Raw genomic sequence first — 20,763 nt, forward strand, 5'->3', positions numbered from 1 at the left:
CGGGTCAGCCGGCGGCGTCCTCGGTCTCGCCGCGCAGCTCGTCGAGCTGGGTCTGGAGCTGGGCGAGCAGGTCGGCGACCTGCTCGGACCCGGCGGAGCGGGCCTCCTCCGTCGCGTTCGCGACCTCGGCCGAGGCCGCCTCGAGCGCGACCTGCGCGTCCTGCAGCGCCACGACCGCTCCGTCCTCGGACTCCGCGGCCTGGTCGAGGGCGGTGCGGGCCTCGTCCGTGGCGGCCTGAGCCGACGCCACGGCGTCGGTGATGGAGGTCTGCACCTCGTCGGGGACGTCGGGAACCTGCTCCTCGAGCTCGCGCAGGTCGCCCTCGATGGCCTCGGCCTGGCTCTGCGCGGCGTCGATGAACTGCTGGACGTCCGCCGGGGCGGAGCACGCGCCGAGCATCATCGCCAGGGCGAGCAGGCTGGCGGCGGCGATCCGGGTGGCCCCGCGCTGCTTCGCGCGGGCCGGCGGCATGGTCAGCGTTGACGTCATGGCCCGATTCTGCCTGGTCAGCGCCCTGAGTGCCGGGGGGACGTCGGGGCGACTCGTGGAGATGTTGCGCACAGTGGGCGGTGACGCGGCGTCGTCCACGGATGCCCGGTCGGCGGTCAGGTCCGGACCGGCCGGCACCGGATCCGCGCACCGGGCGGGATCTGGCCGAGCAGCCACCGGTGCGAGGCCGCGACGGTGGCCACGACCGGGTACCCGCCGGTCAACGGGTGGTCGGGTCCGAGCAGCACGGGCAGGCCGTCGGGCGGTACCTGCAGCGCACCGGTCACCGCACCCTCGCTGGGCAGCTCGGCACCCTGTGCCGTCGCGGTCCGGGTGAGCGGCTGCTCCGCGGTCAGGCGCAGGCCGACGCGGTCCGACCGGGCCGTCACCTCCCACTCCTGGGAGGCGAGCACGTCGAGCGCGTCGGGGGTGAACCAGTCGTCCCGCGGGCCGAGGACCACGGGCAGCGTCACGACGTCGCCGGGGGCGGGCAGCCTCGCGGGGTCCGGGGCGCCGGTGTCCGCGGTCGCCACGGCTTCGACGGCGTCCCCGGCGGTACCGAGGACGTCCCCGGCGGTGACCGGGTCCGGTCCCAGACCGGCGAGCAGGTCGGTGGCACGCGACCCCAGGACCGGGGTGACGTCGAGACCCCCGCGGACGGCCACGTAGGTGCGCAGCCCCCGGCGCGCAGCGCCGACGGAGAGCTCCTCGCCGGGGGCCAGGACGAACGGCCGACCGGGGAGCGGAGCCCGGGAGGGCCCGGTCCCGCCGGTCACCTCGAGGTCGGCGGCCGCGCCCGCCGTGGCGACGACGGCGGGGCGCAGGGCGCGCAGCCGCAGGCCGCCGAGCGTCTCCAGCGCGGCGGCGTCCGTCCGGTTGCCGACGGCCCGCTGCGCCGCCCGGAAGCTGCGGGGGTCGGCCGCACCGGAGCCGGAGACGCCGAGGTCCACGCTCCCCGGGCGGCCGAGGTCCTGCACGAGCGTCTGCAGCCCGGCAGCCAGCACCTCCAGGACCGGGTCGGCGGGAGCGCCCGGCGGGGTCGACGGTCGCGGGACGCGGACGGTGGCCACCTCCCGTGCCGGGGCGAAGCGCACGGTGTCCCCGGGCCGCCACAGCGCGGGCGCCCGGCGTGCGGTGTCCCAGACGACGGCGTCGGTCCGCCCGAGCAGCTGCCATCCTCCGGGGCTTTCGCGCGGGTAGACCCCGCTGTAGTCGCCGGCCATGGCCACCGCACCGGGCGGGACCCGCGTGCGGGGCGTGTCCCGGCGGGGCAGGGACAGGGCGGGGTCGTCGCCCGCCAGGTAGCCGAAGCCGGGGGCGAACCCCATGAACGCGACCCGCCACGTGGCGGTCGTGTGCCGGCGGACGAGCTGCTCGACGGACCATCCGAGCAGCTCCGCCGCGGTCGCCAGGTCCTCGCCGTCGTACACCACGGCGAGCTCGTGCCGGTGCGCCTCCTCCGGGTCGGGCGGCGGGTCCGCGGTGAGCGTCCGCAGCGCCCGGGCGAGCGTCGCGGCGTCGGTGCGGCCCGGCGCGAAGGGGATCAGCAGCGTCCGCGCGCCCGGCACGGTGTGCCCGACGCCGGGCAGCGGCCGGCGTCGCAGCGACCGGTGCAGGGCGACGGCCGATCCCGGGGCGTCGAACGTGACCAGCACGGCGTCGTCGCCCACCGGCCGGATCTGCGGCGTCATGACGTCACGAACGGACGCAGGCTCACCCCGGCCCCGGTGAGCACCTCCCGCAGCCGGGCCGCCATCCTCGCGGCGCCCGGGGTGTCGCCGTGCACGCAGATGGAGTCGGCGACGATCGTCACGTCCGTGCCCTCGATCGACCGGACGACACCTTCGTGGACCAGGCGCAGCATCCGGGCGGCGACCTCCTCCGGGTCGTGCAGGACGGCTCCCTCCACGCTGCGCGGCACGAGCCGGCCGGTGGCGGTGTAGGCGCGGTCGGCGAACGCCTCGGCGGCCGTCACGAGACCCGCCGCACGGGCCGCGTCGAGGGCGACGCTGCCGGGCAGGCCCAGCAGGACGAGCTCGGGGTCGACGGTGACGACCGCGGCGGCGACGTCCTCGGCGACCCGCGCGTCGACGGCCGCCGTGTTGTAGAGGGCCCCGTGCGGCTTGACGTAGCGGACCGTGGTGCCCGCGCTGCGGGCGATCTCGCGGATCGCCCCCAGCTGGTAGACGAGGTCGGCCCGGAGCTCGTCGCTGGGCACCTCCAGGTCCCGGCGCCCGAACCCCTCGCGGTCGTTGTAGGCGACGTGCGCCCCGACGGTCACGCCCCGACGGACCGCCGCGTGGACCGTGCGGTGGATGGTCGCCGGGTCGCCCGCGTGGAAAGCGCAGGCGATGTTGGCGCTCGAGACGATCTCGAGCATGCGGGCGTCCCCGGCGTGCTCCGAGGTGCTCACGCCCTCGCCCAGGTCGCTGTTCAGGTCGATGCGTCGCGGGGTGTCCGCGTCCGACGTCCTCATGACGCCAGTGTGCCCCGTCCCGGGCCGGGAAAACTTCGCCCGCTCGTCGGTGCCGGAGGGGTGGCGGGCAGCGAATGCGTGGCACACAGTAGGTGGTGGAATGTGACAGGGGCCACGTATCCTCGAGGTGTTGTGCGAAGATGCGTCCAGCCAGGACAAACGGGGTCGAGAAGGGTACGACGTGGCGGACGAGCTCGATTCGACGGAGATCGGCAGCGAGGACGTGGCGCGCCCTCTGACGTCCGACGATGCTCGTCTCGCCGCGGGCGGTCGCCGTCGCGGACGTCGCCTCGGGCGGGTCGTCGGGGCAGGGGCCGGGGCGGTCGTGCTGGCCGCGGGCTTCATGGCCGGGTCGGTCGCCAGCACGCCCTGGAACGAGTTCCGCCAGCACCCGACGTTCTCCGCACCCGTCCAGAGCGAGCCGCTCGAGCTCGGCGTGGTGGGCGCCGCCTCGCGGTCGGGCCCGGCGTCGATCGACGAGGTCCTGGGTGTCATCGAGCAGGCCGAGCTGACCGCGCTGAAGGACGGACGCGAGCTCGGACCGGAGGTCCAGCAGGCTGCCGCCGAGCTGGGCGCGCTCCTGACGACCTATGTCGCGCAGCAGCAGGCGGAGGCCGTCCCGGGTCTGGACGACGCGGAGCTGCCGGAGGTCGTCGAGCCGGCGCCCGCGGACATCCCGCCGGCCGGTCCGCCCGTGTCCTCGCCCGACGACCTCGTCGCCCCCGAGGAGCTGACCGGGGGGTCCCTCCGTCCGCCCGCCGAGGCGTCCCCGGAGCCGGCTCCGTCACCGTCCTACTCCCCGGCCCCGTCGGAGGCCCCGCAGGACGAGAAGGACGCTCCGGAGCAGCAGCAGAAGAGCGCGCCGGAGCAGGACGGCGTGGTCGAGGAGGCCGCCGCCCCGCAGGACGCGGCTCCCGCCCCCGGCCCGGCCCCGACCGCCGAGGTGGACGACCTCGAACCGCTGCCCCAGGACGTGGGCGCGTTCTCGGGACTCGGTCTGCAGCTGCCCACCTGGGAGAGCCTCGTGGAGGGTGAGTCCACGTTCCAGGTCCGCCACGTGTGGCAGGGCGACGCTCTCGCGGCCGGCGTGCAGGGCTCGGTCGGCGCGGCTGCCCAGGGCCTCGCGCTCGGGGCCGCCGGCCAGGTCGAGACGCACGACGAGGACGCGCACGACCACGGCGCGGTGACCTTCGACGACATCGTCGTGGCGGCGACGCACCTGGCCGCGCTGCTGGACCCGGCCTCCGCGTCCTTCGTCGTCGACATCCGGCCCGCGGTGACCGAGCTGCCCGACGGCACCTTCGTCTCCGACGACGGGGTGGCGGTGACGGCGAACGGCATGCCGCTCACCGGTGCCGGGTCGCTGTCCGCGACGCTCCAGGCGGTCGTCGACCAGCACGCCGGGTCGACCGCGGGCTTCAGCAACGGACGCATCCCGGCCTCCGTGCTCTGCGGGATCGCCTCCGCTCCCGGTCACCTCCTGCGGTGCGACGCCGCCGCCCAGTTCGCCGCCCTCAACGCGGAGTACCGGGCCCGGTTCGGCGTCGACATCCCGATCACCGACTCGTACCGGTCGTACGAGTCGCAGGTCGCGGTCCGGGCCGCCAAGCCGCACCTGGCCGCGGTGCCGGGTACGTCGAACCACGGGTGGGGCCTCGCGCTCGACCTCAGCGCGCCGATCTCGACCGGCTACTCCGCGGAGTACGTCTGGATGCGCGTGCACGCCCCCGACTACGGCTGGGACAACCCGACCTGGGCGCGCCCGAACGGCAGCAAGCCCGAGCCCTGGCACTTCGAGTTCTTCGCCGCCGGCCCGGTTCCCGACCGCGCGGCGTCGAGCCACGACGTGGCCACCGCCGGGGGTGCCGGCTGGTCGTCGAAGGGTTCAGGGTCCACGGCCTCGGGGTCCGGTACCCACAGCACCGGGACGAAGGGCTCGGGATCGAGCACCAAGGACACCTCGGGCGGCGGCTCCAAGAGCACGACCAAGAAGTCCGACGCGAAGAGCGGCTCGACGTCCGAGCCGTCGTCGAGCCCGAAGCCGTCGAGCAGCCCGAAGCCGTCGAGCAGCCCGAGCCCGAAGCCGTCCTCGAGCCCCAAGCCGTCGAGCAGCCCGAGCCCGAAGCCGTCCTCGAGCCCGTCGCCGTCGACCAGCCCGAGCCCGACGCCGACCACGAGCCCGACACCGACCACGAGCCCGTCGCCGTCGACCAGCCCGACCCCGTCCTCGAGCCCGACGCCGACCTCCGGGACGGACAGCTCGGGCACCGACTCGAGCAGCGGATCGACGTCGTCGACCACGGACTCCTCGACGTCGGAGCAGAGCGCCCCCGAGTCGACCGGCGACGACAGCGAGTACGCCCAGCGCGAGGAGGAGGTCGCGGGTTCCCGCACCGACGGGACCGGTGACGAGCTCGACGCCACCTCGGCGGACGACGGCACGGACGACGGGACCTCGGCGGACGGGTCCGACACGACCCCGTGAACCGGACGTCCTCGAGCGACGACCCGCGACGGTTCCTCGTGAACGGTCGCCTGGAGCGCAGTCCCCGCCGGTGGCGCGACAAGGTCGCCGTGACGGGCTACCTCGCGACCGTCGCGATGCCACGCCTGCTCGAGCCGGTCTCCGAGCGCGAGCTGACCGACCGGCTCGGTGAGCTGGCCCGCGACCCGGTCGCGCTGCGCCGGGCGATGGTCGACCAGGGGCTGGTGAGCCGCACCCGGGACGGAGCGGAGTACTGGCGCACGGTGCGGACCGAGCACGATCCCGAGCCCGACGCCGTCGAGATCGCCGACCGCGCGCTGGGCGAGTCCCCGTGAACGACGTCGAGCCCGAACCCGAGCGCCGGGTCCGTGCGGCGCTGGAGGCGTCCGGCCTCGAGTACGTCGTCCGGCGGCACGGGCGCGTGGGCTCCCTCGCCGAGGCGGCGGCCGCCCGGGGCGTGTCGCCGGACCGTCTGCTCAAGACGATGGTGGTGCGCCGCGGGGTCGACGACTACCTCTTCGTGCTGGTCCCGGGGACCCGGACGATCGCCTGGCCCCGGTTGCGGGCGCTGCTCGGCGTCAACCGTCTCTCCATGCCGGACGCCGAGGTCGCCCGAGAGGTCACGGGGTTCGAGCGTGGCACCATCACGCCGTTCGGTGCGCGGCACGCGTGGCCCGTGGTTGCCGATGCGAGGATCCCTGCAGCAGGTACCGTGTCCGTCGGGGCCGGTGGCCACGGTGTCGGGGTGACGCTCGACGCCGACGCCTTGCTCAGAGCGCTGAACGCCCAGGTGGCGGACGTCACCGACCCCGAGGCGTCTCCCTGAGCAATCCCCGGCTCCTCCGTGCCGTGTCCCGCTGGACGAACCGGTCGGAGGGGTGAACACTCGATCGTGGTCAGGACCGAAGGGGGCATCCGACCGCGAAGCCCGCCGTTGGCATGACAGGAGCACGAGCCCGATGGACTACGACAGCGCGACGGACATGGACCCGGACGCAGGGTCCGGCATCTCCTGCCAGCACGACGAGGGCGGCACGCTGCTGATGTTGTGGGGCGAGGTGGACGCCGCCCTGCGCGAGTCGGCGAGCGATGCGATGGCGTCGGTCGCCGCCCGGCCGGGTGCGGAGCCGATCGTCCTCGACACCCGTGACGTGACGTTCATCGACTCCTCGGGAGTCGCCTTCATCCTGCAGGTCTACATGTTCGGCGAGGAGGTCGGCGCCCCGGTCCAGCTGCGGTCGCCGTCCGAGGCCGTCACCGAGGTGCTGGAGATGGTCGGCATGGACGGCCGGATCCCGGTGATCGCCGAGGAGCGGGCCACGAGCGCCTGACCGGACACGACCCCGGCGGACGTGTCCGGCCGTGGGGAGGGGCAGGGTGTTCCCATGAGCGTCGACGCCGCCACCGTCCGGGCGGCCCGGCTGCGGTCCCAGCGGCTGCGCGGACCCGACCTGCCCGACCTGCCGGCCGCCGTCGGACACCTGCTGGCCGTGCAGGGGCAGGAGGTGCGGCCCACGCTCTGGGGGCTCACGCGCCGCCTCGCCACGTCCGCCCGGGGGAACGAGGCCACCGCGCTCGCCGCGCTCGACGACGGCCAGATCCTGCGCACCCACGTCCTGCGACCCACGTGGCACCTCGTGCTGCCCGTCGACGTCCGCTGGCTCCTCGAGCTCACCGCCCCGCGCGTCGCCCGGACGATGGCGTCCACCGAGAGGTCCTGGGGGCTCGACGCCCCCGGTCCCGGTGTCGCCGCCGTCGCGGCCGAGGTCGCCACCGGGCCGCGCACCCGCGACGAGCTCGCGACGGCTCTCGTCGAGCGGGGCGTGCTCGGTGCCGACGCGCCGGGCGTCGCCGTGTCCCACATCCTCATGCACGCCGAGCTGCGGAAGGTGCTGATCAGCGGTCCGGCGGCGCACGGCCGGTCGACCTACGTGGCCTTCGACGACCGTGTCCCGGCCGGCTACGGGCCTCTGGGACACCGTTTCGACCGCGAGTCCGCCGTCCTGGAGCTGTGGCGTCGCTGGCTGCCCGCCCGCGCCTACGCCACGGTCCAGGACCTGTCGCAGTGGTCCGGGCTGACCCGCACGGTGCTGCGTGCCGGGCTGGCCGTGCTGCGGGACCTGGGCGAGGTCGTGGAGGTCCCGGGCGCGGAGGATCTCGACGGGCTGACCCTGGTCACGACCCCGGCCGTGCACGAGTCCGTCGTGTCCGGCGCCCCCGCGGCGCCGTCCGGCGGGCGTGTCGCCGACCTGCTGTGCGCCTACGACGAGCTGCTGAGCTCCTACGGCGAGACCCGCCGCGTCCTCGCGGACCCCCGCGCGCCCGAGCCCGGGCGACGGAACGCCTTCGTCCACACCGTGCTGATCGACGGGCGGCGCGCGGCGCGGTGGCGCTGGCCGGGCGGGCCGCCCCGACCGGGCGGACCGGAGCTGCAGTGGCAGCGGGCTCCCGAGGCGCCCGACCGAGCCGCCGTGGCGCGTGTCACCGTCGACCTCGAGGCCTTCCTGCGCGCGGTCTGACCAGCCGTGGCACGCTGGGCCGCATGCGGAACTGGGCCGGGAACATCGACTACGCCGCACGGGATCTCGTGCGCCCGACCTCCCTGGAGGAGCTCGCCGACCGGCTCGTCGTCGGCGGCCCGGTCCGCGCGCTGGGATCACGCCACTCCTTCAACGACCTCGCGGACACCACGGGCACCCACGTCCAGGTCGACCGCCTCGACGACGGCCGCCCGGCCGTCGACCTGGACCCGGGGACCGGTGTCGTGTCGGTCAACGCGGGGATGCGGTACGGGGAGGTGTCGCAGGTGCTCTACGCCCACGGGCGGGCGCTGACCCAGCTCGCGTCGCTGCCGCACCTCTCCGTCGCCGGGGCGGTCGCGACCGCCACCCACGGCTCGGGCGACACCAACCGGTCCCTCGCGGGCGCCGTCGTCGCGCTCGAGCTCATGACCACGGCCGGCGAGCTGCGCCGGATCACCCGGGAGACCGACCCGGAGGTGTTCGCCGGGACCGTGGTGTCGTTGGGGGTGCTCGGCATCGTCACCCGGATCGAGCTGGCCACCGTGCCCGCGTTCCAGGTGCGGCAGGACGTCGCGCTGGAGCTCCCGTGGGACGCCGTGCTCGACCGGTTCGACGACGTCACGGGTTCGGCGTACTCCGTCAGCCTCTTCACGCGGTGGGACGAGCCGACGGTCCGCGCGGCCTGGTTCAAGTCGGTGGTGTCCGAGGGGCGGGGTCACCGGCCCGACGCCCTGCCCGACCTGCACTGGGCCGAGCACGACGTGCACCCGGTGCCCGGGGTGGACCCGGGTGCCTGCACCGCGCAGCACGGTGTCCCCGGCCCCTCCCACGAGCGCCTGAGCCACTTCCGGCTCGACCACACCCCGTCCGTGGGGGAGGAGCTGCAGAGCGAGTACCTGCTGCCCCGGAAGCACGCGGTGAAGGCCGTGGAGGCGATGCGGGGCCTGGGCAGCGTGGTGGCGCCCCTGCTCATGACCGGTGAGGTCCGCACCGTGGCCGCCGACGACCTGTGGCTGAGCCCCTTCGCCGAGGACTCGATCGGGCTGCACTTCACCTGGCTCCCCCGGGCGCCCGAGGTCGCCAGGGTGCTGCCCCTGATCGAGGAGACCCTCGCCCCGTTCGGTGCGCGGCCGCACTGGGGCAAGGTGTTCGCCGCCGACCCCGTGGCGGTGCGCGCCGCCTACCCCCGGTTCGACGAGTTCCGAGTGCTGGCCGACCGGCTGGACCCGGAGGGCCGCCTGCGGGGCGGGTACGTCGCCCGACTGCTCGCCTGACCGGGGGCTTCGTCCCGGTGCTCGACATGCCGGTCGAGGGAATGTGCCCGATGATCACCAGGAGAGACCGGTTTGACGACGCGGCGACCAGCGCGGAAGGTGTGTGACCCGTGAGTGCTGACAACCAGACCGCCCCGCGGGAGCAGTTCACCGGACAGGTAGGTTTCATCCTGTCGGCGATCGGCTCCGCCGTGGGGCTCGGCAACATCTGGCGGTTCCCCGGCGTGGCGTACGAGAACGGTGGTGGCGCGTTCCTCGTGCCCTACCTCATCGCGCTGCTGACTGCGGGCATCCCGATCCTGTTCCTCGACTACGCGATCGGTCACCGGTTCCGCGGCGGCGCCCCGCAGGCGTTCCGGCGGATCAAGGGCTGGCTCGAGTCGCTCGGCTGGTTCCAGGTGATGATCTGCATCGTCATCGCGGTCTACTACGCGGCGGTGGTCGCCTGGGCGGCCAGCTTCTTCGTCTACTCCTTCGGTCTCGACTGGGGTGACGACCCGCAGGCCTTCTTCTTCGGGGAGCACCTCCAGCTCGCCGACGTCGGCGGAGCCGACCCGTGGCTCACCTTCGACTTCGTGGCCGCCGTCCTGATCCCGCTCGTGCTGGTGTGGGTCGTGGTCATCGCGGTGCTGGCCGCCGGTGTCGTCAAGGGTGTCCAGCGGGCGAACATCGTCTTCATCCCGCTGCTGCTGGTGGCCTTCGGCGCCCTGGTGGTCCGCGCGCTGACCCTCGACGGGGCCGCGGAAGGGCTGAACGCGCTCTTCACCCCGCAGTGGGACGCGCTGGGCGACCCGGACGTGTGGATCGCCGCCTACGGTCAGATCTTCTTCTCGCTGTCCGTGGCGTTCGGCATCATGATCACCTACGCCTCGTACCGGCGTCGTCGGTCCAACATGACCGGCCCCGGCCTGGTGGTCGCGTTCTCCAACTCCGGATTCGAGATGCTGGCCGGGCTCGGCGTCTTCTCCGCCCTCGGGTTCCTTGCCCTGGAGCAGGGGGTCGGTGTCGGCGAGCTCGGCATCGCGGGCGTCGGGCTCGCGTTCGTCACGTTCCCGGCGATCGTCTCCGAGATGCCGGCCGGTGCCCTGTTCGGCGCGCTCTTCTTCGGCTCGCTGGTGATGGCCGGGTTCACGTCGCTGGTCTCGATCCTGCAGGTCGTCTCCGCGGCGCTGCAGGAGAAGTTCGCCCTGTCGCGCACGGCGGCGGTGCTGTGGCTGGGTGGCGTGCTGGGTACGGTCTCGGTGGTCGGCTTCAGCACCACGACGGGCCTGATCCTGCTCGACACCGTCGACTACTGGGTCAACAACATGGGCATCGTCGCCTCGGCGATCCTCATGTGCGTCTTCGTGGTGTGGGTCTACCGCCGGGCCCCCGAGCTGCGCTACCACCTCAACGCCGTCTCGACGACGCAGCTCGGCGCGTGGTGGTACGCCTGCGTCGGCGCCATCATCCCGGTGATGCTCGGGATCATGCTCGTGCAGACGATCCTGATCCGGATCGACGAACCCTACGGCGACTACGATGAGACGTATCTGCTCTATGCAGGGTGGGGCACCGTGGCGTTGCTGGTCGTCGGTGCGATCGTCTTCTGGGCGTTCCGCTGGCGCGGGCCGGACCTTCCCCGGGCCTGGCCGCCGTATCCGCCGGTCGAGGACCCCGCCGTGCGGAAGGAGGCCTCGCGATGAGCACCACCGCGATCATCATGATGGTCGTCGCCCTGCTGGTGGTCTGGGGCGGACTGACCCTCGCCATCATGGCGCTGCGCTCCAAGCCGGAGCGGACCGACTTCCCGCCCGGTGGTGTCGACGACCACCGCGAGGACATGGGGATCATCGAGCACGACACGTAGGTCTCCCGCTTCTGACGAGGTCCGGGTCCTTCCGTGGCGCCGTCGCGCTCACGGGCGCTGCGCGCCCTGCGCTTCCCGTCTGACGACGGCGCCACGGAAGGACCCGGACCTTTGTCGTGCCCGGGCTCGGCCCGTCGGTCGTGCTGGGGCTCGGCGGGAGGGGGTGACCGGGTGAGTGACGCATGTCATGGGGCGGCGGTTTGGGAGCAGGGCGAATAGGTATGCATACTGCTGCATAAGCGCTCCGCGGCTCGGACCGGGCGGGAGCGTCGTCCTCCTCCACGCGATCCCTGGAGCCGTCATGCGCGCCCGCACCGCCCTGCCCCTGTCCGCCGTCGCCGCCGTCGCGCTGCTCGCCGGCTGCACCACCGCGTCCGAGGACCTCGCCGCCCCCGCCGGTGGCGGCGCCTCCGCGGACGCGTCGGCCGCCCCGACGGCCCCGGCGTTCGACGCCTCGACGCTCGAGGCCGACCCGGAGCTCGCCGCGCTCGTCCCGGAGGACGTCGCCGAGGACGGCGTGCTCACCGTGGGCGCCGAGCTGTCCTACGCCCCGGCCGAGTTCCTCGCGCCCGACGGCGTCACCCCGGTCGGGTTCGACGTCGACATCGCCCACGCGGTGGCGGCCACCCTGGGACTCGAGGCCGAGGTCGAGCCGTCCACCTTCGACGCGATCATCCCGGCCGTCGGCACCAAGTACGACGTCGGCATCTCCGGGTTCACGATCGACGCCGAGCGGCTGCAGCTCGCCCACATGGTCAGCTACTTCGACGCCGGCTCCCAGCTCGCGGTCGCCGCCGGCAACCCGGACGGCGTCGACGCCGGCGACCTGTGCGGCACCACCGTGGGCGTGCAGACCGGCACCGTCCAGCAGGGTGCCCTCGACGAGGCGTCCGCGGCCTGCGAGGCCGACGGCGCCGACCCCGTCGAGGTGCTGCCCTACGACTCCCAGGCCGACGTCACCACCAACCTCGTCGGCGGCAAGGTGCAGGCCATGTACGCCGACTCGCCGGTGACGGCGTACGCGGTCGAGCAGACCGGGGGCGCGGTCGAGACCCTCGGCGACATCACGGACGCCGCGCCGTACGGCGTCGTCGTCGCCCAGGACGACGACGCGCTCGCCGAGGCCGTCCAGGGCGCCCTGCAGCAGCTCATGGACGACGGCACCCTGACCGAGATCCTCGACGGCTGGGGCAACGCCGAGGGCGCGCTCTCCACCGCCGAGCTCGACCCCTCCGTCTGATGGCGCTCACCACCGCCCCGGGCGCCGCCGTCGGCGGGCCCCCGACCGACCTGCCCGAGCCCCTGAACGCCCGCCCGGTCCCGCGCCCGGGGCGCTGGCTGTCCGCCGCCGTGATGCTCGTGCTCGCCGCCATGGTGGTGCACGCGCTGGTCACCAACCCGAACTTCCGCTGGGACACCGTCTGGCTGTACCTGCGCGACGTCAACGTCGTGCGCGGCGTCGGCTGGACGCTCGTGCTCACCTTCGGGTCCATGGCCATCGCCGTCGTGCTCGCCGTGCTGCTGGCGATCATGCGGCGCAGCGACAACCCGGTGATGCGGTCGGTCTCCTGGGCCTACATCTGGTTCTTCCGCGGCACCCCGATCTACACCCAGCTCGTGTTCTGGGGACTGATCTCGGTGCTGTACCCACGGCTCAGCCTCGGCGTCCCGTTCGGGCCCGAGTTCTTCGTGTTCGACACCCGGGACGTCATCACGGCGTTCTGGGCGGCGCTCGTCGGGCTCGCGCTCAACGAGGCCGCCTACCTCGCCGAGATCGTGCGCGCCGGGCTCGGCTCCGTCGACCCCGGGCAGGCGCAGGCCGCCCGTGCACTGGGGATGACCGAGCCGCGCATCCTGCGCCGCATCGTGCTGCCGCAGGCCATGCGCGTCATCGTGCCGCCCACCGGCAACGAGACCATCTCCATGCTCAAGACGACCTCGCTGGTCGTCGCCGTGCCGTTCACCCTGGAGATCACCTACGCCACCTCCGCGATCGGCACCCGCACCTTCCAGCCGATCCCCCTGCTCATCGTGGCGGCGCTGTGGTACCTGCTCATCACCTCGGTGCTCATGGTGGGTCAGTACTACGTCGAGCGGTACTACGGGCGCGGGTTCGACGGCGGCGCCACCGGCGGCCGGCGCGGCGGTCCCGGCGGACGGCTGAGCCGGCAGGCCGCGATCCGCGGCGCCGGGACCACGAAGGACGACCCGTTCGCGGAGGTGACCCCATGACCACGACGACGACCCCCATGGTCGAGGCCCGGGACGTGCACAAGGTGTTCGGGCACGGCGAGGGGGCCCTGCACGTCCTGCGCGGCGTCGACCTCGTCGTGCCGAAGGGTTCGGTGACGGTGGTGCTCGGTCCCTCGGGGTCCGGGAAGTCCACCCTGCTGCGCTGCCTCAACGAGCTCGAGCAGATCACCGCCGGGTCGGTGCACGTCGACGGCGAGCTGCTCGGGTACCGGCACGACGCCAAGGGCCTGCTGCACCGGCTGCACCCGCGCAAGATCGCCGCCCAGCGCTCCCGGATCGGCATGGTGTTCCAGCGGTTCCACCTGTTCGGGCACATGACTGCTCTGGAGAACGTCGCCGAGGCGCCCGTGCAGGTCCGCGGGCTGTCGAAGGCGGCGGCCCGGGCGCGGGCGGCCGAGCTCCTGGAGCGGGTCGGGCTGTCCGACCGGGTCGACCACTACCCGGCCCAGCTCTCCGGTGGCCAGCAGCAGCGCGTCGCCATCGCGCGGGCGCTCGCGATGGACCCCGAGCTCATGCTGTTCGACGAGCCCACCTCCGCGCTCGACCCGGAGCTGGTCGGCGAGGTGCTGGCCGTCATGCAGGACCTCGCCCGGTCCGGCATGACGATGGTCGTGGTCACCCACGAGATCGGGTTCGCCCGCGAGGTCGCCGACCACGTCGTGTTCATGGACGACGGCGTCGTCGTCGAGCAGGGCCCGCCCGCCCAGGTGCTCGACGCACCGAGCGAGCCGCGGCTGCGGGAGTTCCTCGCGCACGTCCTCTGAGTCGCGGCTCAGAGCTTCGAGCAGGTGCTGCCCCAGTCGGTGTGCCCGTGCCACACCTTCTTCCAGATGTGCGCCGAGTAGCCCGAGTACGTCGTGCGCGTCTTGGAGATGCTGCGCGTCATCCCGCTGCTCCACGTGCGCGACGGACCCGTGAGCCAGGTGCTGCCGCGGTAGCAGCTCGAGGCCGACGTCGAGATCTGGTAGATCCGCAGGAACCCCGAGACGCTGCCCGACCCGCGGTACTGCCACGAGGAGTAGATCCGCCCGCTGGACTTGTAGAGGCAGATCGTGCCGGGGCCCTTGGTGCCGTCGCAGTCGCTGCCGGACCCGATCGCGGTCGTGCTCGCCGTGTCGTCGGTCTCGAGCGTCATCCCGCCCGACGCGGTCGGTCCTTCGCAGGTCTCCACCATCTCGACCCGGTGCGTGGCCAGGTCGGCGGGGGCGCCCATCGCCTCGTTGTAGGCGGGGTCGACCTCGTCGGTGATCGAGACCTCCACCAGCTCGCACCCGCGGGCGGCCGAGTCGGCCTTCCAGTCGGTGGCCTCGGCCTCGGCCCGCTCCGCGGCGGCCCAGGCGACCCACTCGGGCTCCGGGCTGCCGGGCTCGGGCACACCGGGGAGGTTCCCCGCGGGCAGGTTCCCGCCGTCGGACGAACCCTCGCCGATCGTGCCGATCGGCTCGCCGATGTCGGCCGTGGCCGGAGCCGTGCCGACCAGGCCCGTCCCCAGGGCCAGCACCGTCGCGCCGACGCCGGCGGCCACGGTCCGGGACGTTCTCGTGCGCATCCTGACTCTCCCCACGTCGTCGTCGAGGACGCGCGTCGGCGCCCGCCGTCCCGCACGAGGGTAGCGAGGGCATCGATGCAGGCAACCGTCTGCCAGTACGGTGGAGCACCGTCGGCCCTGCCGGCCACGGAGGAGCGAGGGACCGAGAGGACGATCGTGGACGACGCCGCGGCCCGCGAGCGCCTGACGCGCCTGTGGGTGGACCATCACGAGCAGGTGGTGCGGTTCGTCGCGCGCCGGGCCGCGGCGGCGATCGTCGACGACGTCGTCTCGGAGACCTACCTGGTCGCCTGGCGGAGGGTGGAGGACGTGCCGACCGCGGCGCGCGCGTGGCTCTTCGGAGTCGCGCGCACGGTCCTGTCCACCCGGGTGCGCACGCAGGGCCGCTGGCGGGCCCTCGGGGTGCGGCTGGAGCGGGAGCCGACGGCGCAGGCGCGAGGTGCGGACGACGCCGCGGCCGGGCGCGCCGACCTGCGCCGCGCCTGGGACCTGCTCGGTGACGCCGACCGGGAGGTCCTGGCGCTCGTGGCGTGGGACGGGCTGTCCGCCCGGGAGGCCGCCCAGGTGCTGGAGTGCCGCCCGTCCACCTTCTCGGTACGACTCACCCGGGCTCGCAGACGGCTGCTGGCGTACTCCGAGGTGCCCCGCGACACCGCGACCGTGCTGCGCAGGCTGCAGGAGGAGAGGCCATGAGGTCACCGCTGCTGGACGACCTGGGCGGCCTGGACCCGGCGCGGCACGTGCGTGCCCCGGGACACCCCGACGATCCTGCCCTGGCGCGGGTGCTGGCCACGGACCGGACCGTGCCGGACCGCTACCTCGCCCCGGCGCGGCGCTCGCGGGCAGGGGTGGCGACCGGTGTGTTCGCGGGGGCCGTGGCTGCCGTGGCGGCCGGGGTCGTGGTGTCGACGACGCTCGGCGGCCCGGAGGCGTACGCGTCGTGGACGCCGACGCCGCAGGTCGTCGACCCCGCCGCCGCGGGGCAGGACGCGGAGGCCTGCCCGACGGCGGCGCACGCCATCGACGAGGACGCGGCCGGCGAGGGGGCGCCGATCACCGAGATCCCGCTGGATCCGGTGCTCGCCGAGGTGCGTGGCGACTACACCTACGTGCTCCTGGCGGGCGACGGCGCCCTGGCGGAGTGCTTCGTGACGACGACCGACGGGGACCCGCAGGTGTACACCTCGGAGTCCGTCGGTGCTGAGCAGGTGCCGGAGCCGGCGCCGAGCGGTCTCGTGGTCGCGGAGTCCGGCACGGCGTCCTGGTCGGACGGCCCGAGCGGCGAGGGCGCGGTGACCGCCGCGTTCGGCCGGGTCGGGGACGAGGTCGAGGCCGTCACGGTGGCCACGGCCGACGGCGAGCAGGTCGCGGCGTCGGTGGACGACGGCTGGTTCGCGCTGTGGGCGCCGGGAGAGGAGTCGTTCTCGGCCCTCGCGCAGGTCACCTACGTCGACGGGTCGACGGAGGAGGTCCCCCTGGAGGTCACCCCGGCAGGGTGAGCGTGAAGCGGCAGCCGCGGCCGTCGTCGACGTTCTCGACCGTGACGGCGCCGCCGTGCGCCTCGGCGACCGAGCGCACGATCGACAGGCCGATGCCGGCGCCGCCGGACCCCGGGGTGCGGGCCGCGGTACCGCGCCAGCCGGCCTCGAACACGCGGGGCAGGTCTGCCGCGGGGATGCCCCCGCAGCCGTCGGTGACGTGCACGACGGCGGCCGACCCGTGGTCGTCCTCGACCTGGACGCACACGGTGCCCCCGGCCGGGGTGTGCCGCACCGCGTTGGACACCAGGTTGCCCACCGCCCGGGCGACCTCCCGGGCGTCCACGGGGACGACGACGGGCACGGTCACCTCACCGGTGAGCCGCACCCCGGCGGCCGCGGCGGCCGGGCCGGCGGCGGCCAGCGCGTCCGAGGCGAGGTCCCCGACGTCCGTGGGCTCGCGGTTCAGCTCGAAACCCGGTGACTGCAGCCGGGACAGCGCCAGCAGGTCGTCGACCATGTCGCTCATGCGACGGTTCTCCGCGAGGATGCCGGCCGCCGCGTCCGCGGGGGTCGTCACCGCGTCCTCCATCGCCTCCGTCAGCACGCGGACGGCGGCCAGCGGTGTGCGCAGATCGTGGGACACCCACGCGACGAGCTCGCGGCGTCGGGCCTCGACCTCCCGGTCCCGGTCCCGGGCCGCCACGGCCTCGGCACGCTCCGTGGCGAGGTGGTGGGTGCGCCGGGCGAGCACCAGCCCGATGACGAGCGCCACGGGAACGGTGGCGAGCAGCAGCCACAGCACCGTCGTGGAGTCCTTCTCCGACAGGAACATCGCGCGGGCGCTGGCGTAGACGCCGGCCGCGACCGACGCCACGACGACCAGCGGGGCGAGCGTCGCGGCGACGGACGGGCGGCGGCGTCCGAGCGCCAGCACGCCGACCGCCCCGGCGAGCCCGACGACGGCAGCCACCCCGGCCGAGAGGCCGACCCCCTCCAGCGGGGTCACGCGGCGTCCTCCGTCGTGTCCGGGGGACGGGCGTCCCAGCGGTAGCCGACGCCGAACACGGTCACGAGCCGCGTGGGGGCGGACGGATCGGCCTCGACCTTCTCCCGCAGCCGCCGCACGTGCACGGTCACGGTGGACCGGTCGCCGTACTCCCAGCCCCACACCTCGCGCAGCAGCGTCTCGCGGTCGTGCACCTGGCCGGGGTGGGCGAGGAACCAGACCAGCAGGTCGAACTCGCGGGCGGTCAGCGCCAGCTCCGAGCCGCCGCGCAGCACCCGGTGGGCGGCGACGTCGACGGTCAGGTCGCCGTCGCGCAGGGTGCCCGACGGCGGTGCGGACGCGGGCGACGGTCCGTCCTGCGCGGCAGGGCTCTCGCCTGCCGGGGCGGCGCCGTCGGCCGGGGTGCCCGCCCGCCGCAGCACGGACTGCACGCGCAGGGTGAGCTCGCGCGGGCTGAACGGTTTGGTCACGTAGTCGTCCGCCCCGACCTCGAGGCCGGTGATGCGGTCGTCCTCCTCGCCGCGGGCGGTCAGCATGAGCACCGGCAGGCGGGGCCGGTCCGCGCGCAGCCGCCGGCACACCTCGATCCCGTCCAGGCCGGGCAGCATGAGGTCGAGGACGACGGCGTCCGGCGGCCGCTCGTGGGCGGCGACGAGGGCGTCGACGCCGTCGGTCACGTGCTCGGCCGCCATGCCGGCGCGCTCGAGGTAGGCGACCACCACGTCGGCGACGGTGGTGTCGTCGTCGACCACGAGGACCCGGACCATGCAGTCAGCCTAGGCCGTGGAGAGCGTCGCGGACGGCGTCGAGCGGGCACGTCAGCGGCCTGTGAGCACCCCGTAAGACGCTCGTCATGGACCTGCGGAGCGGTGCGCGGTGGGCTGGACGCAGAGGGCCGGCCACCGGGGTTCGGTCCCGTGAGGAGGACGATCATGCACCGCAACCGCACGCTCGCCGTCGCCGGGTCGCTGGCGCTCGCCGCCGGGGCCGTCCTGGTCCCTGCCGTGGCCGCGCAGGCCGGGGTCAGCCAGGGCACCGCGTTCTACGTCGACGGCGTCGCCTACCGCACCGTCGCGACACCGAACGACCTGTCCGGCACCGGGGCACCGGACCACTCGTTCGACACCATCTACGACCTGGGCGGCGCCCAGGCCAACGTCGCCGAGGCGGCCCCGGGCGACACCGACTACAACGGCGGCCGCTGGCAGGTCACCGCCGTGCTCTACGAGGACTTCGACGACGTCCTGGAGGCCGGCGACCTGAACGACGACGGGATCCTCGGGTCGGCCGAGGAGGTCGAGGCCGCGATCGACGCCGGCGCAGCCATGGACGGCGGGGTCGTCGCGTCGTTCACCTGCCCGGTCATCCCGTTCCCCGGCGGGCGCTGACCCGGGGCTGCTCGCCGGCGCGTCTGGTCGGCAGCTCGTGCTCGGCTCGGCAGCTCACGCTGCCGATCCGGCACGAGCTGCCGACCAGATCGCTGTCGGGCGGAACCTCTCAGCACCGCCGCTGCGTCTAGGGTGCATGGAGCCTCGGGAGCAGGAGCGTTGATGGGCGAGATGATCCAGGTACCGATCGCCTCGCCCGGGACGACGGACACCGCCCGGGCACCGTCGACCGCGGTCCACGAGGAGGCCACGCCGACCACCGCGGTCGCCGAGTTCACCGCCTTCGCTCGTGCCCGGACCGCGGGGCTGTACCGCATCGCCTACCTGCTCTGCGGCGACGAGCACCGGGCCCACGACCTCGTCCAGACGGCGCTGGAGCGCACCTATCGTGCCTGGCCGCGGATCAGCAGCGACCCGTTCGCCTACGCGCGGCGGGTCGTGGCGACCTCCCGGATCGACACGTGGCGCCGCACGCGCCGTGAGGTGCTGCGCGACCCGGCCCCCGGGACGTCGGACCTCGGCACCTCCGAGCACGCCCCGGACCACGCCCGGCGCGTCGCCGAGCGGGACCGGCTCGTGCGCGCCCTGCAGATGCTGCCCGAGACGCAGCGCCGCGTCGTCGTGCTGCGCCATCTGCTGGACCGCAGCGAGCAGCAGACCGCCGACGAGCTCAACCTGGCCCGCGGCACCGTGAAGTCCGCCGGGTCGCGCGGGCTGGCCGCCCTGCGGGCCGTGCTCACCACGACCACCGAGGAGGACGCGTGAACGCCCAGGACCCGCTCCTCGCGGAGCTGCGCGAGGTCGTCGACCACCTCGAGGTGCCACCCGGCCTCGACGCCGACCGGATGGCACGGCGCGCGGTGCGCCGTGTCCGCGCGCGCCGCGTCGCGCTCGCCGGCGGGACCGGTGCGCTGGCTCTCGTGCTCGCCGTCGGCGGTGTGCAGGCGTTGCCCGAGCTGGTCGACCGGCCCCTCACCGGTGCGGTGCTGCCCGGCGGTCCCGGACCGAGCGAGACGGTGCCCCGGGCGGCCGACGGCGCCGCGGACCGCGTGCGGGTGTGGCTCGGGCCGGTGGTCGTGAGCCTGCCCGCGGACTGGGAGACGGTCGACAAGACCATCGGCCGTGCCGGATACCACGTGGTCAGGGGGCGGACAGGCGAGATCTCGCAGCTCTCGGTCGAGGTCGACGTCATCGACCGGGAGGAGTCTCGCTTCGGCTGGCAGAACCTCAGCAACACCCTGGGTGAGGACGTGACCTTCCCCGATATCCCCGGTGCGGGCCTGACGGTCATGCGCGTCGCCGTCACGCCCGAGCGTGCGCTCCGTGCGGTGCTGACCCTGCGCACGGCGACCGGCGAGAGGTACGAGGTGACCATCGGCGACGTGCCGATCACCGACGACGGGCACGACATCCTGCAGGACGTCGTCGACCACCTGCGGGTGGAACGGGAGGCGCAGCCCGGGGGCGGACAGGCCCCTCAGGACCTGCCCGCGGAGCTCCCGGCGGGCTTCCGGGAGATCGAGGTCGGGCGGCTTCGTCTCGGCGTCCCGGAGGCGTGGCGCACCGTGGAACCGTGGGTGGACGATCCCGGGGCGGTCATGGTCGTCAGTCGCGAGGACGGGGTCGACGGCCCGTGGGGCGTCCCCGCCGTGATCGCGGTCCGGCCGACGCCGTCCAGCGCAGCCTGGATGGTCTCGGGGAGAGCGGACTTCCGCCTCGACGGCGCTCGCCGAGTGATCGTCACCCACATGTCGGAGTCCTACCGTGGCGATCCGGTGGACGGGAAGGGGAGCGCAGTCGACATGGCGGGCGTCCGGATCGACGTCGAGCTCGACGACGGAGCGCTGTACACCGTGCACCTCGAGCTGCCCCTCGCGCCCACCGGCGACTACTACGGCGGCCTCCCCAGGGGTCACCACGATCTCATCCCCAAGATCCTGGGATCGCTGCGCGTGGCCGACTGATCGCGGACCTGGTCGGCCGGTCGTCG

22 protein-coding genes are annotated in these 20,763 nt (G+C 74.2%); 16 read left to right on the forward strand and 6 right to left on the reverse strand.

The genetic code is table 11. From position 1 onward, the window contains the following. Positions 1-4 precede the first annotated feature (4 nt). From HLI28_RS06875 to HLI28_RS06885, 3 genes are all read right to left on the reverse strand, one after another. Complete coding sequence (locus HLI28_RS06875) at positions 5-490, reverse strand: hypothetical protein (RefSeq protein ID WP_171246756.1); 486 nt, start codon at positions 488-490, stop codon at positions 5-7. A gap of 116 nt (positions 491-606) precedes the next feature. After that, positions 607-2,181: a 5-oxoprolinase subunit B/C family protein gene (locus HLI28_RS06880; RefSeq protein ID WP_171246757.1), complete on the reverse strand. Its 1,575-nt coding sequence runs from the start codon at positions 2,179-2,181 to the stop codon at positions 607-609. After that, positions 2,178-2,966: a LamB/YcsF family protein gene (locus HLI28_RS06885; protein ID WP_171246758.1), complete on the reverse strand. Its 789-nt coding sequence runs from the start codon at positions 2,964-2,966 to the stop codon at positions 2,178-2,180. Before HLI28_RS06885 ends, HLI28_RS06880 begins: the two co-directional genes overlap by 4 nt. A 181-nt stretch (positions 2,967-3,147) precedes the next feature. Here HLI28_RS06885 and HLI28_RS15935 point away from each other — a divergent pair, with 181 nt between their 5' ends. The 11 genes from HLI28_RS15935 (at position 3,148) to HLI28_RS06940 (ending at position 14,113) form a co-directional block, all read left to right on the forward strand. Next, positions 3,148-5,451 carry a D-alanyl-D-alanine carboxypeptidase family protein gene (locus HLI28_RS15935; protein ID WP_171246759.1) on the forward strand — a complete coding sequence of 768 codons (2,304 nt, stop codon included), beginning with the start codon at positions 3,148-3,150 and terminating at the stop codon, positions 5,449-5,451. Beyond that, the gene (locus HLI28_RS06895; RefSeq protein WP_171246760.1) at positions 5,448-5,786 is read left to right on the forward strand and encodes a DUF2087 domain-containing protein; all 339 of its coding nucleotides are present in this window, start codon (positions 5,448-5,450) and stop codon (positions 5,784-5,786) included. Before HLI28_RS15935 ends, HLI28_RS06895 begins: the two co-directional genes overlap by 4 nt. Continuing rightward, positions 5,783-6,277, forward strand: a complete 495-nt coding sequence (locus HLI28_RS06900; RefSeq protein WP_171246761.1) for a YbaK/EbsC family protein — start codon at positions 5,783-5,785, stop codon at positions 6,275-6,277. The genes HLI28_RS06895 and HLI28_RS06900 overlap by 4 nt, the downstream gene beginning before the upstream one ends. A 133-nt stretch (positions 6,278-6,410) precedes the next feature. Beyond that, a complete protein-coding gene (locus tag HLI28_RS06905; protein WP_171246762.1) occupies positions 6,411-6,782 on the forward strand; it encodes an STAS domain-containing protein in 372 nt (123 codons plus the stop codon). 54 nt (positions 6,783-6,836) lie between these two features. After that, complete coding sequence (locus HLI28_RS06910; RefSeq protein ID WP_171246763.1) at positions 6,837-7,970, forward strand: DNA glycosylase AlkZ-like family protein; 1,134 nt, start codon at positions 6,837-6,839, stop codon at positions 7,968-7,970. Positions 7,971-7,993: 23 nt separating this feature from the next. Further along, positions 7,994-9,247 carry an FAD-binding protein gene (locus tag HLI28_RS06915; RefSeq protein WP_171246764.1) on the forward strand — a complete coding sequence of 418 codons (1,254 nt, stop codon included), beginning with the start codon at positions 7,994-7,996 and terminating at the stop codon, positions 9,245-9,247. Positions 9,248-9,357: 110 nt separating this feature from the next. Then, a complete protein-coding gene (locus HLI28_RS06920) occupies positions 9,358-10,932 on the forward strand; it encodes a sodium-dependent transporter (RefSeq protein WP_171246765.1) in 1,575 nt (524 codons plus the stop codon). Then, positions 10,929-11,096 (forward strand): methionine/alanine import family NSS transporter small subunit, encoded by a 168-nt coding sequence (locus HLI28_RS06925; protein WP_171246766.1) that lies wholly within the window; start codon positions 10,929-10,931, stop codon positions 11,094-11,096. Before HLI28_RS06920 ends, HLI28_RS06925 begins: the two co-directional genes overlap by 4 nt. A 301-nt stretch (positions 11,097-11,397) precedes the next feature. Further along, positions 11,398-12,336, forward strand: coding sequence for an ABC transporter substrate-binding protein (locus HLI28_RS06930; RefSeq protein ID WP_171246767.1), 939 nt, complete (start codon positions 11,398-11,400; stop codon positions 12,334-12,336). Continuing rightward, entirely contained in the window at positions 12,336-13,328 is a 993-nt protein-coding gene (locus HLI28_RS06935) for an amino acid ABC transporter permease (RefSeq protein ID WP_171246768.1), read from the forward strand. The genes HLI28_RS06930 and HLI28_RS06935 overlap by 1 nt, the downstream gene beginning before the upstream one ends. Next, positions 13,325-14,113, forward strand: a complete 789-nt coding sequence (locus HLI28_RS06940) for an amino acid ABC transporter ATP-binding protein (protein WP_281357619.1) — start codon at positions 13,325-13,327, stop codon at positions 14,111-14,113. Before HLI28_RS06935 ends, HLI28_RS06940 begins: the two co-directional genes overlap by 4 nt. A gap of 8 nt (positions 14,114-14,121) precedes the next feature. Here the strand turns inward: HLI28_RS06940 and HLI28_RS06945 are convergent, their stop codons facing one another. Further along, positions 14,122-14,898 carry a hypothetical protein gene (locus tag HLI28_RS06945; protein ID WP_171246769.1) on the reverse strand — a complete coding sequence of 259 codons (777 nt, stop codon included), beginning with the start codon at positions 14,896-14,898 and terminating at the stop codon, positions 14,122-14,124. Between the two features lie 75 nt (positions 14,899-14,973). Between HLI28_RS06945 and HLI28_RS06950 the strand changes: the two genes are divergently transcribed. Both HLI28_RS06950 and HLI28_RS06955 read left to right on the forward strand, forming a co-directional pair. After that, positions 14,974-15,591 carry an RNA polymerase sigma factor gene (locus HLI28_RS06950; RefSeq protein WP_171246770.1) on the forward strand — a complete coding sequence of 206 codons (618 nt, stop codon included), beginning with the start codon at positions 14,974-14,976 and terminating at the stop codon, positions 15,589-15,591. Further along, positions 15,588-16,397: a hypothetical protein gene (locus HLI28_RS06955; RefSeq protein WP_171246771.1), complete on the forward strand. Its 810-nt coding sequence runs from the start codon at positions 15,588-15,590 to the stop codon at positions 16,395-16,397. Before HLI28_RS06950 ends, HLI28_RS06955 begins: the two co-directional genes overlap by 4 nt. Here HLI28_RS06955 and HLI28_RS06960 read toward each other — a convergent pair. Both HLI28_RS06960 and HLI28_RS06965 read right to left on the reverse strand, forming a co-directional pair. Then, positions 16,381-17,385, reverse strand: coding sequence for an ATP-binding protein (locus tag HLI28_RS06960; protein WP_171246772.1), 1,005 nt, complete (start codon positions 17,383-17,385; stop codon positions 16,381-16,383). The two genes, HLI28_RS06955 and HLI28_RS06960, sit on opposite strands and share 17 nt — an antisense overlap. Then, on the reverse strand, positions 17,382-18,152 hold the full coding sequence (locus tag HLI28_RS06965) for a response regulator transcription factor (protein WP_171246773.1): 771 nt from the start codon (positions 18,150-18,152) through the stop codon (positions 17,382-17,384). Before HLI28_RS06965 ends, HLI28_RS06960 begins: the two co-directional genes overlap by 4 nt. Positions 18,153-18,317: 165 nt before the next feature. Here HLI28_RS06965 and HLI28_RS06970 point away from each other — a divergent pair, with 165 nt between their 5' ends. The 3 genes from HLI28_RS06970 (at position 18,318) to HLI28_RS06980 (ending at position 20,737) form a co-directional block, all read left to right on the forward strand. Then, positions 18,318-18,773, forward strand: a complete 456-nt coding sequence (locus HLI28_RS06970) for a hypothetical protein (RefSeq protein ID WP_171246774.1) — start codon at positions 18,318-18,320, stop codon at positions 18,771-18,773. Positions 18,774-18,935: 162 nt separating this feature from the next. Continuing rightward, the gene (locus HLI28_RS06975; RefSeq protein WP_246246470.1) at positions 18,936-19,538 is read left to right on the forward strand and encodes a SigE family RNA polymerase sigma factor; all 603 of its coding nucleotides are present in this window, start codon (positions 18,936-18,938) and stop codon (positions 19,536-19,538) included. Continuing rightward, positions 19,535-20,737, forward strand: a complete 1,203-nt coding sequence (locus tag HLI28_RS06980) for a hypothetical protein (protein WP_171246775.1) — start codon at positions 19,535-19,537, stop codon at positions 20,735-20,737. Before HLI28_RS06975 ends, HLI28_RS06980 begins: the two co-directional genes overlap by 4 nt. The last annotated feature ends 26 nt before the right edge of the window (positions 20,738-20,763 follow it).

The organism is Isoptericola sediminis (assembly GCF_013085345.1).
Lineage (GTDB): Bacteria > Actinomycetota > Actinomycetes > Actinomycetales > Cellulomonadaceae > Isoptericola > Isoptericola sediminis.

Coding starts and splice junctions, on each gene's coding strand:
- HLI28_RS06875 (WP_171246756.1), bottom strand. CDS start 490: ATGACGTCAACGCTGACCATGCCGCCGGCCCGCGCGAAGCAGCGCGGG.
- HLI28_RS06880 (WP_171246757.1), bottom strand. CDS start 2,181: ATGACGCCGCAGATCCGGCCGGTGGGCGACGACGCCGTGCTGGTCACG.
- HLI28_RS06885 (WP_171246758.1), bottom strand. CDS start 2,966: ATGAGGACGTCGGACGCGGACACCCCGCGACGCATCGACCTGAACAGC.
- HLI28_RS06905 (WP_171246762.1), top strand. CDS start 6,411: ATGGACTACGACAGCGCGACGGACATGGACCCGGACGCAGGGTCCGGC.
- HLI28_RS06910 (WP_171246763.1), top strand. CDS start 6,837: ATGAGCGTCGACGCCGCCACCGTCCGGGCGGCCCGGCTGCGGTCCCAG.
- HLI28_RS06915 (WP_171246764.1), top strand. CDS start 7,994: ATGCGGAACTGGGCCGGGAACATCGACTACGCCGCACGGGATCTCGTG.
- HLI28_RS06925 (WP_171246766.1), top strand. CDS start 10,929: ATGAGCACCACCGCGATCATCATGATGGTCGTCGCCCTGCTGGTGGTC.
- HLI28_RS06930 (WP_171246767.1), top strand. CDS start 11,398: ATGCGCGCCCGCACCGCCCTGCCCCTGTCCGCCGTCGCCGCCGTCGCG.
- HLI28_RS06935 (WP_171246768.1), top strand. CDS start 12,336: ATGGCGCTCACCACCGCCCCGGGCGCCGCCGTCGGCGGGCCCCCGACC.
- HLI28_RS06940 (WP_281357619.1), top strand. CDS start 13,325: ATGACCACGACGACGACCCCCATGGTCGAGGCCCGGGACGTGCACAAG.
- HLI28_RS06945 (WP_171246769.1), bottom strand. CDS start 14,898: ATGCGCACGAGAACGTCCCGGACCGTGGCCGCCGGCGTCGGCGCGACG.
- HLI28_RS06950 (WP_171246770.1), top strand. CDS start 14,974: ATGCAGGCAACCGTCTGCCAGTACGGTGGAGCACCGTCGGCCCTGCCG.
- HLI28_RS06955 (WP_171246771.1), top strand. CDS start 15,588: ATGAGGTCACCGCTGCTGGACGACCTGGGCGGCCTGGACCCGGCGCGG.
- HLI28_RS06965 (WP_171246773.1), bottom strand. CDS start 18,152: ATGGTCCGGGTCCTCGTGGTCGACGACGACACCACCGTCGCCGACGTG.
- HLI28_RS06970 (WP_171246774.1), top strand. CDS start 18,318: ATGCACCGCAACCGCACGCTCGCCGTCGCCGGGTCGCTGGCGCTCGCC.
- HLI28_RS06975 (WP_246246470.1), top strand. CDS start 18,936: ATGGGCGAGATGATCCAGGTACCGATCGCCTCGCCCGGGACGACGGAC.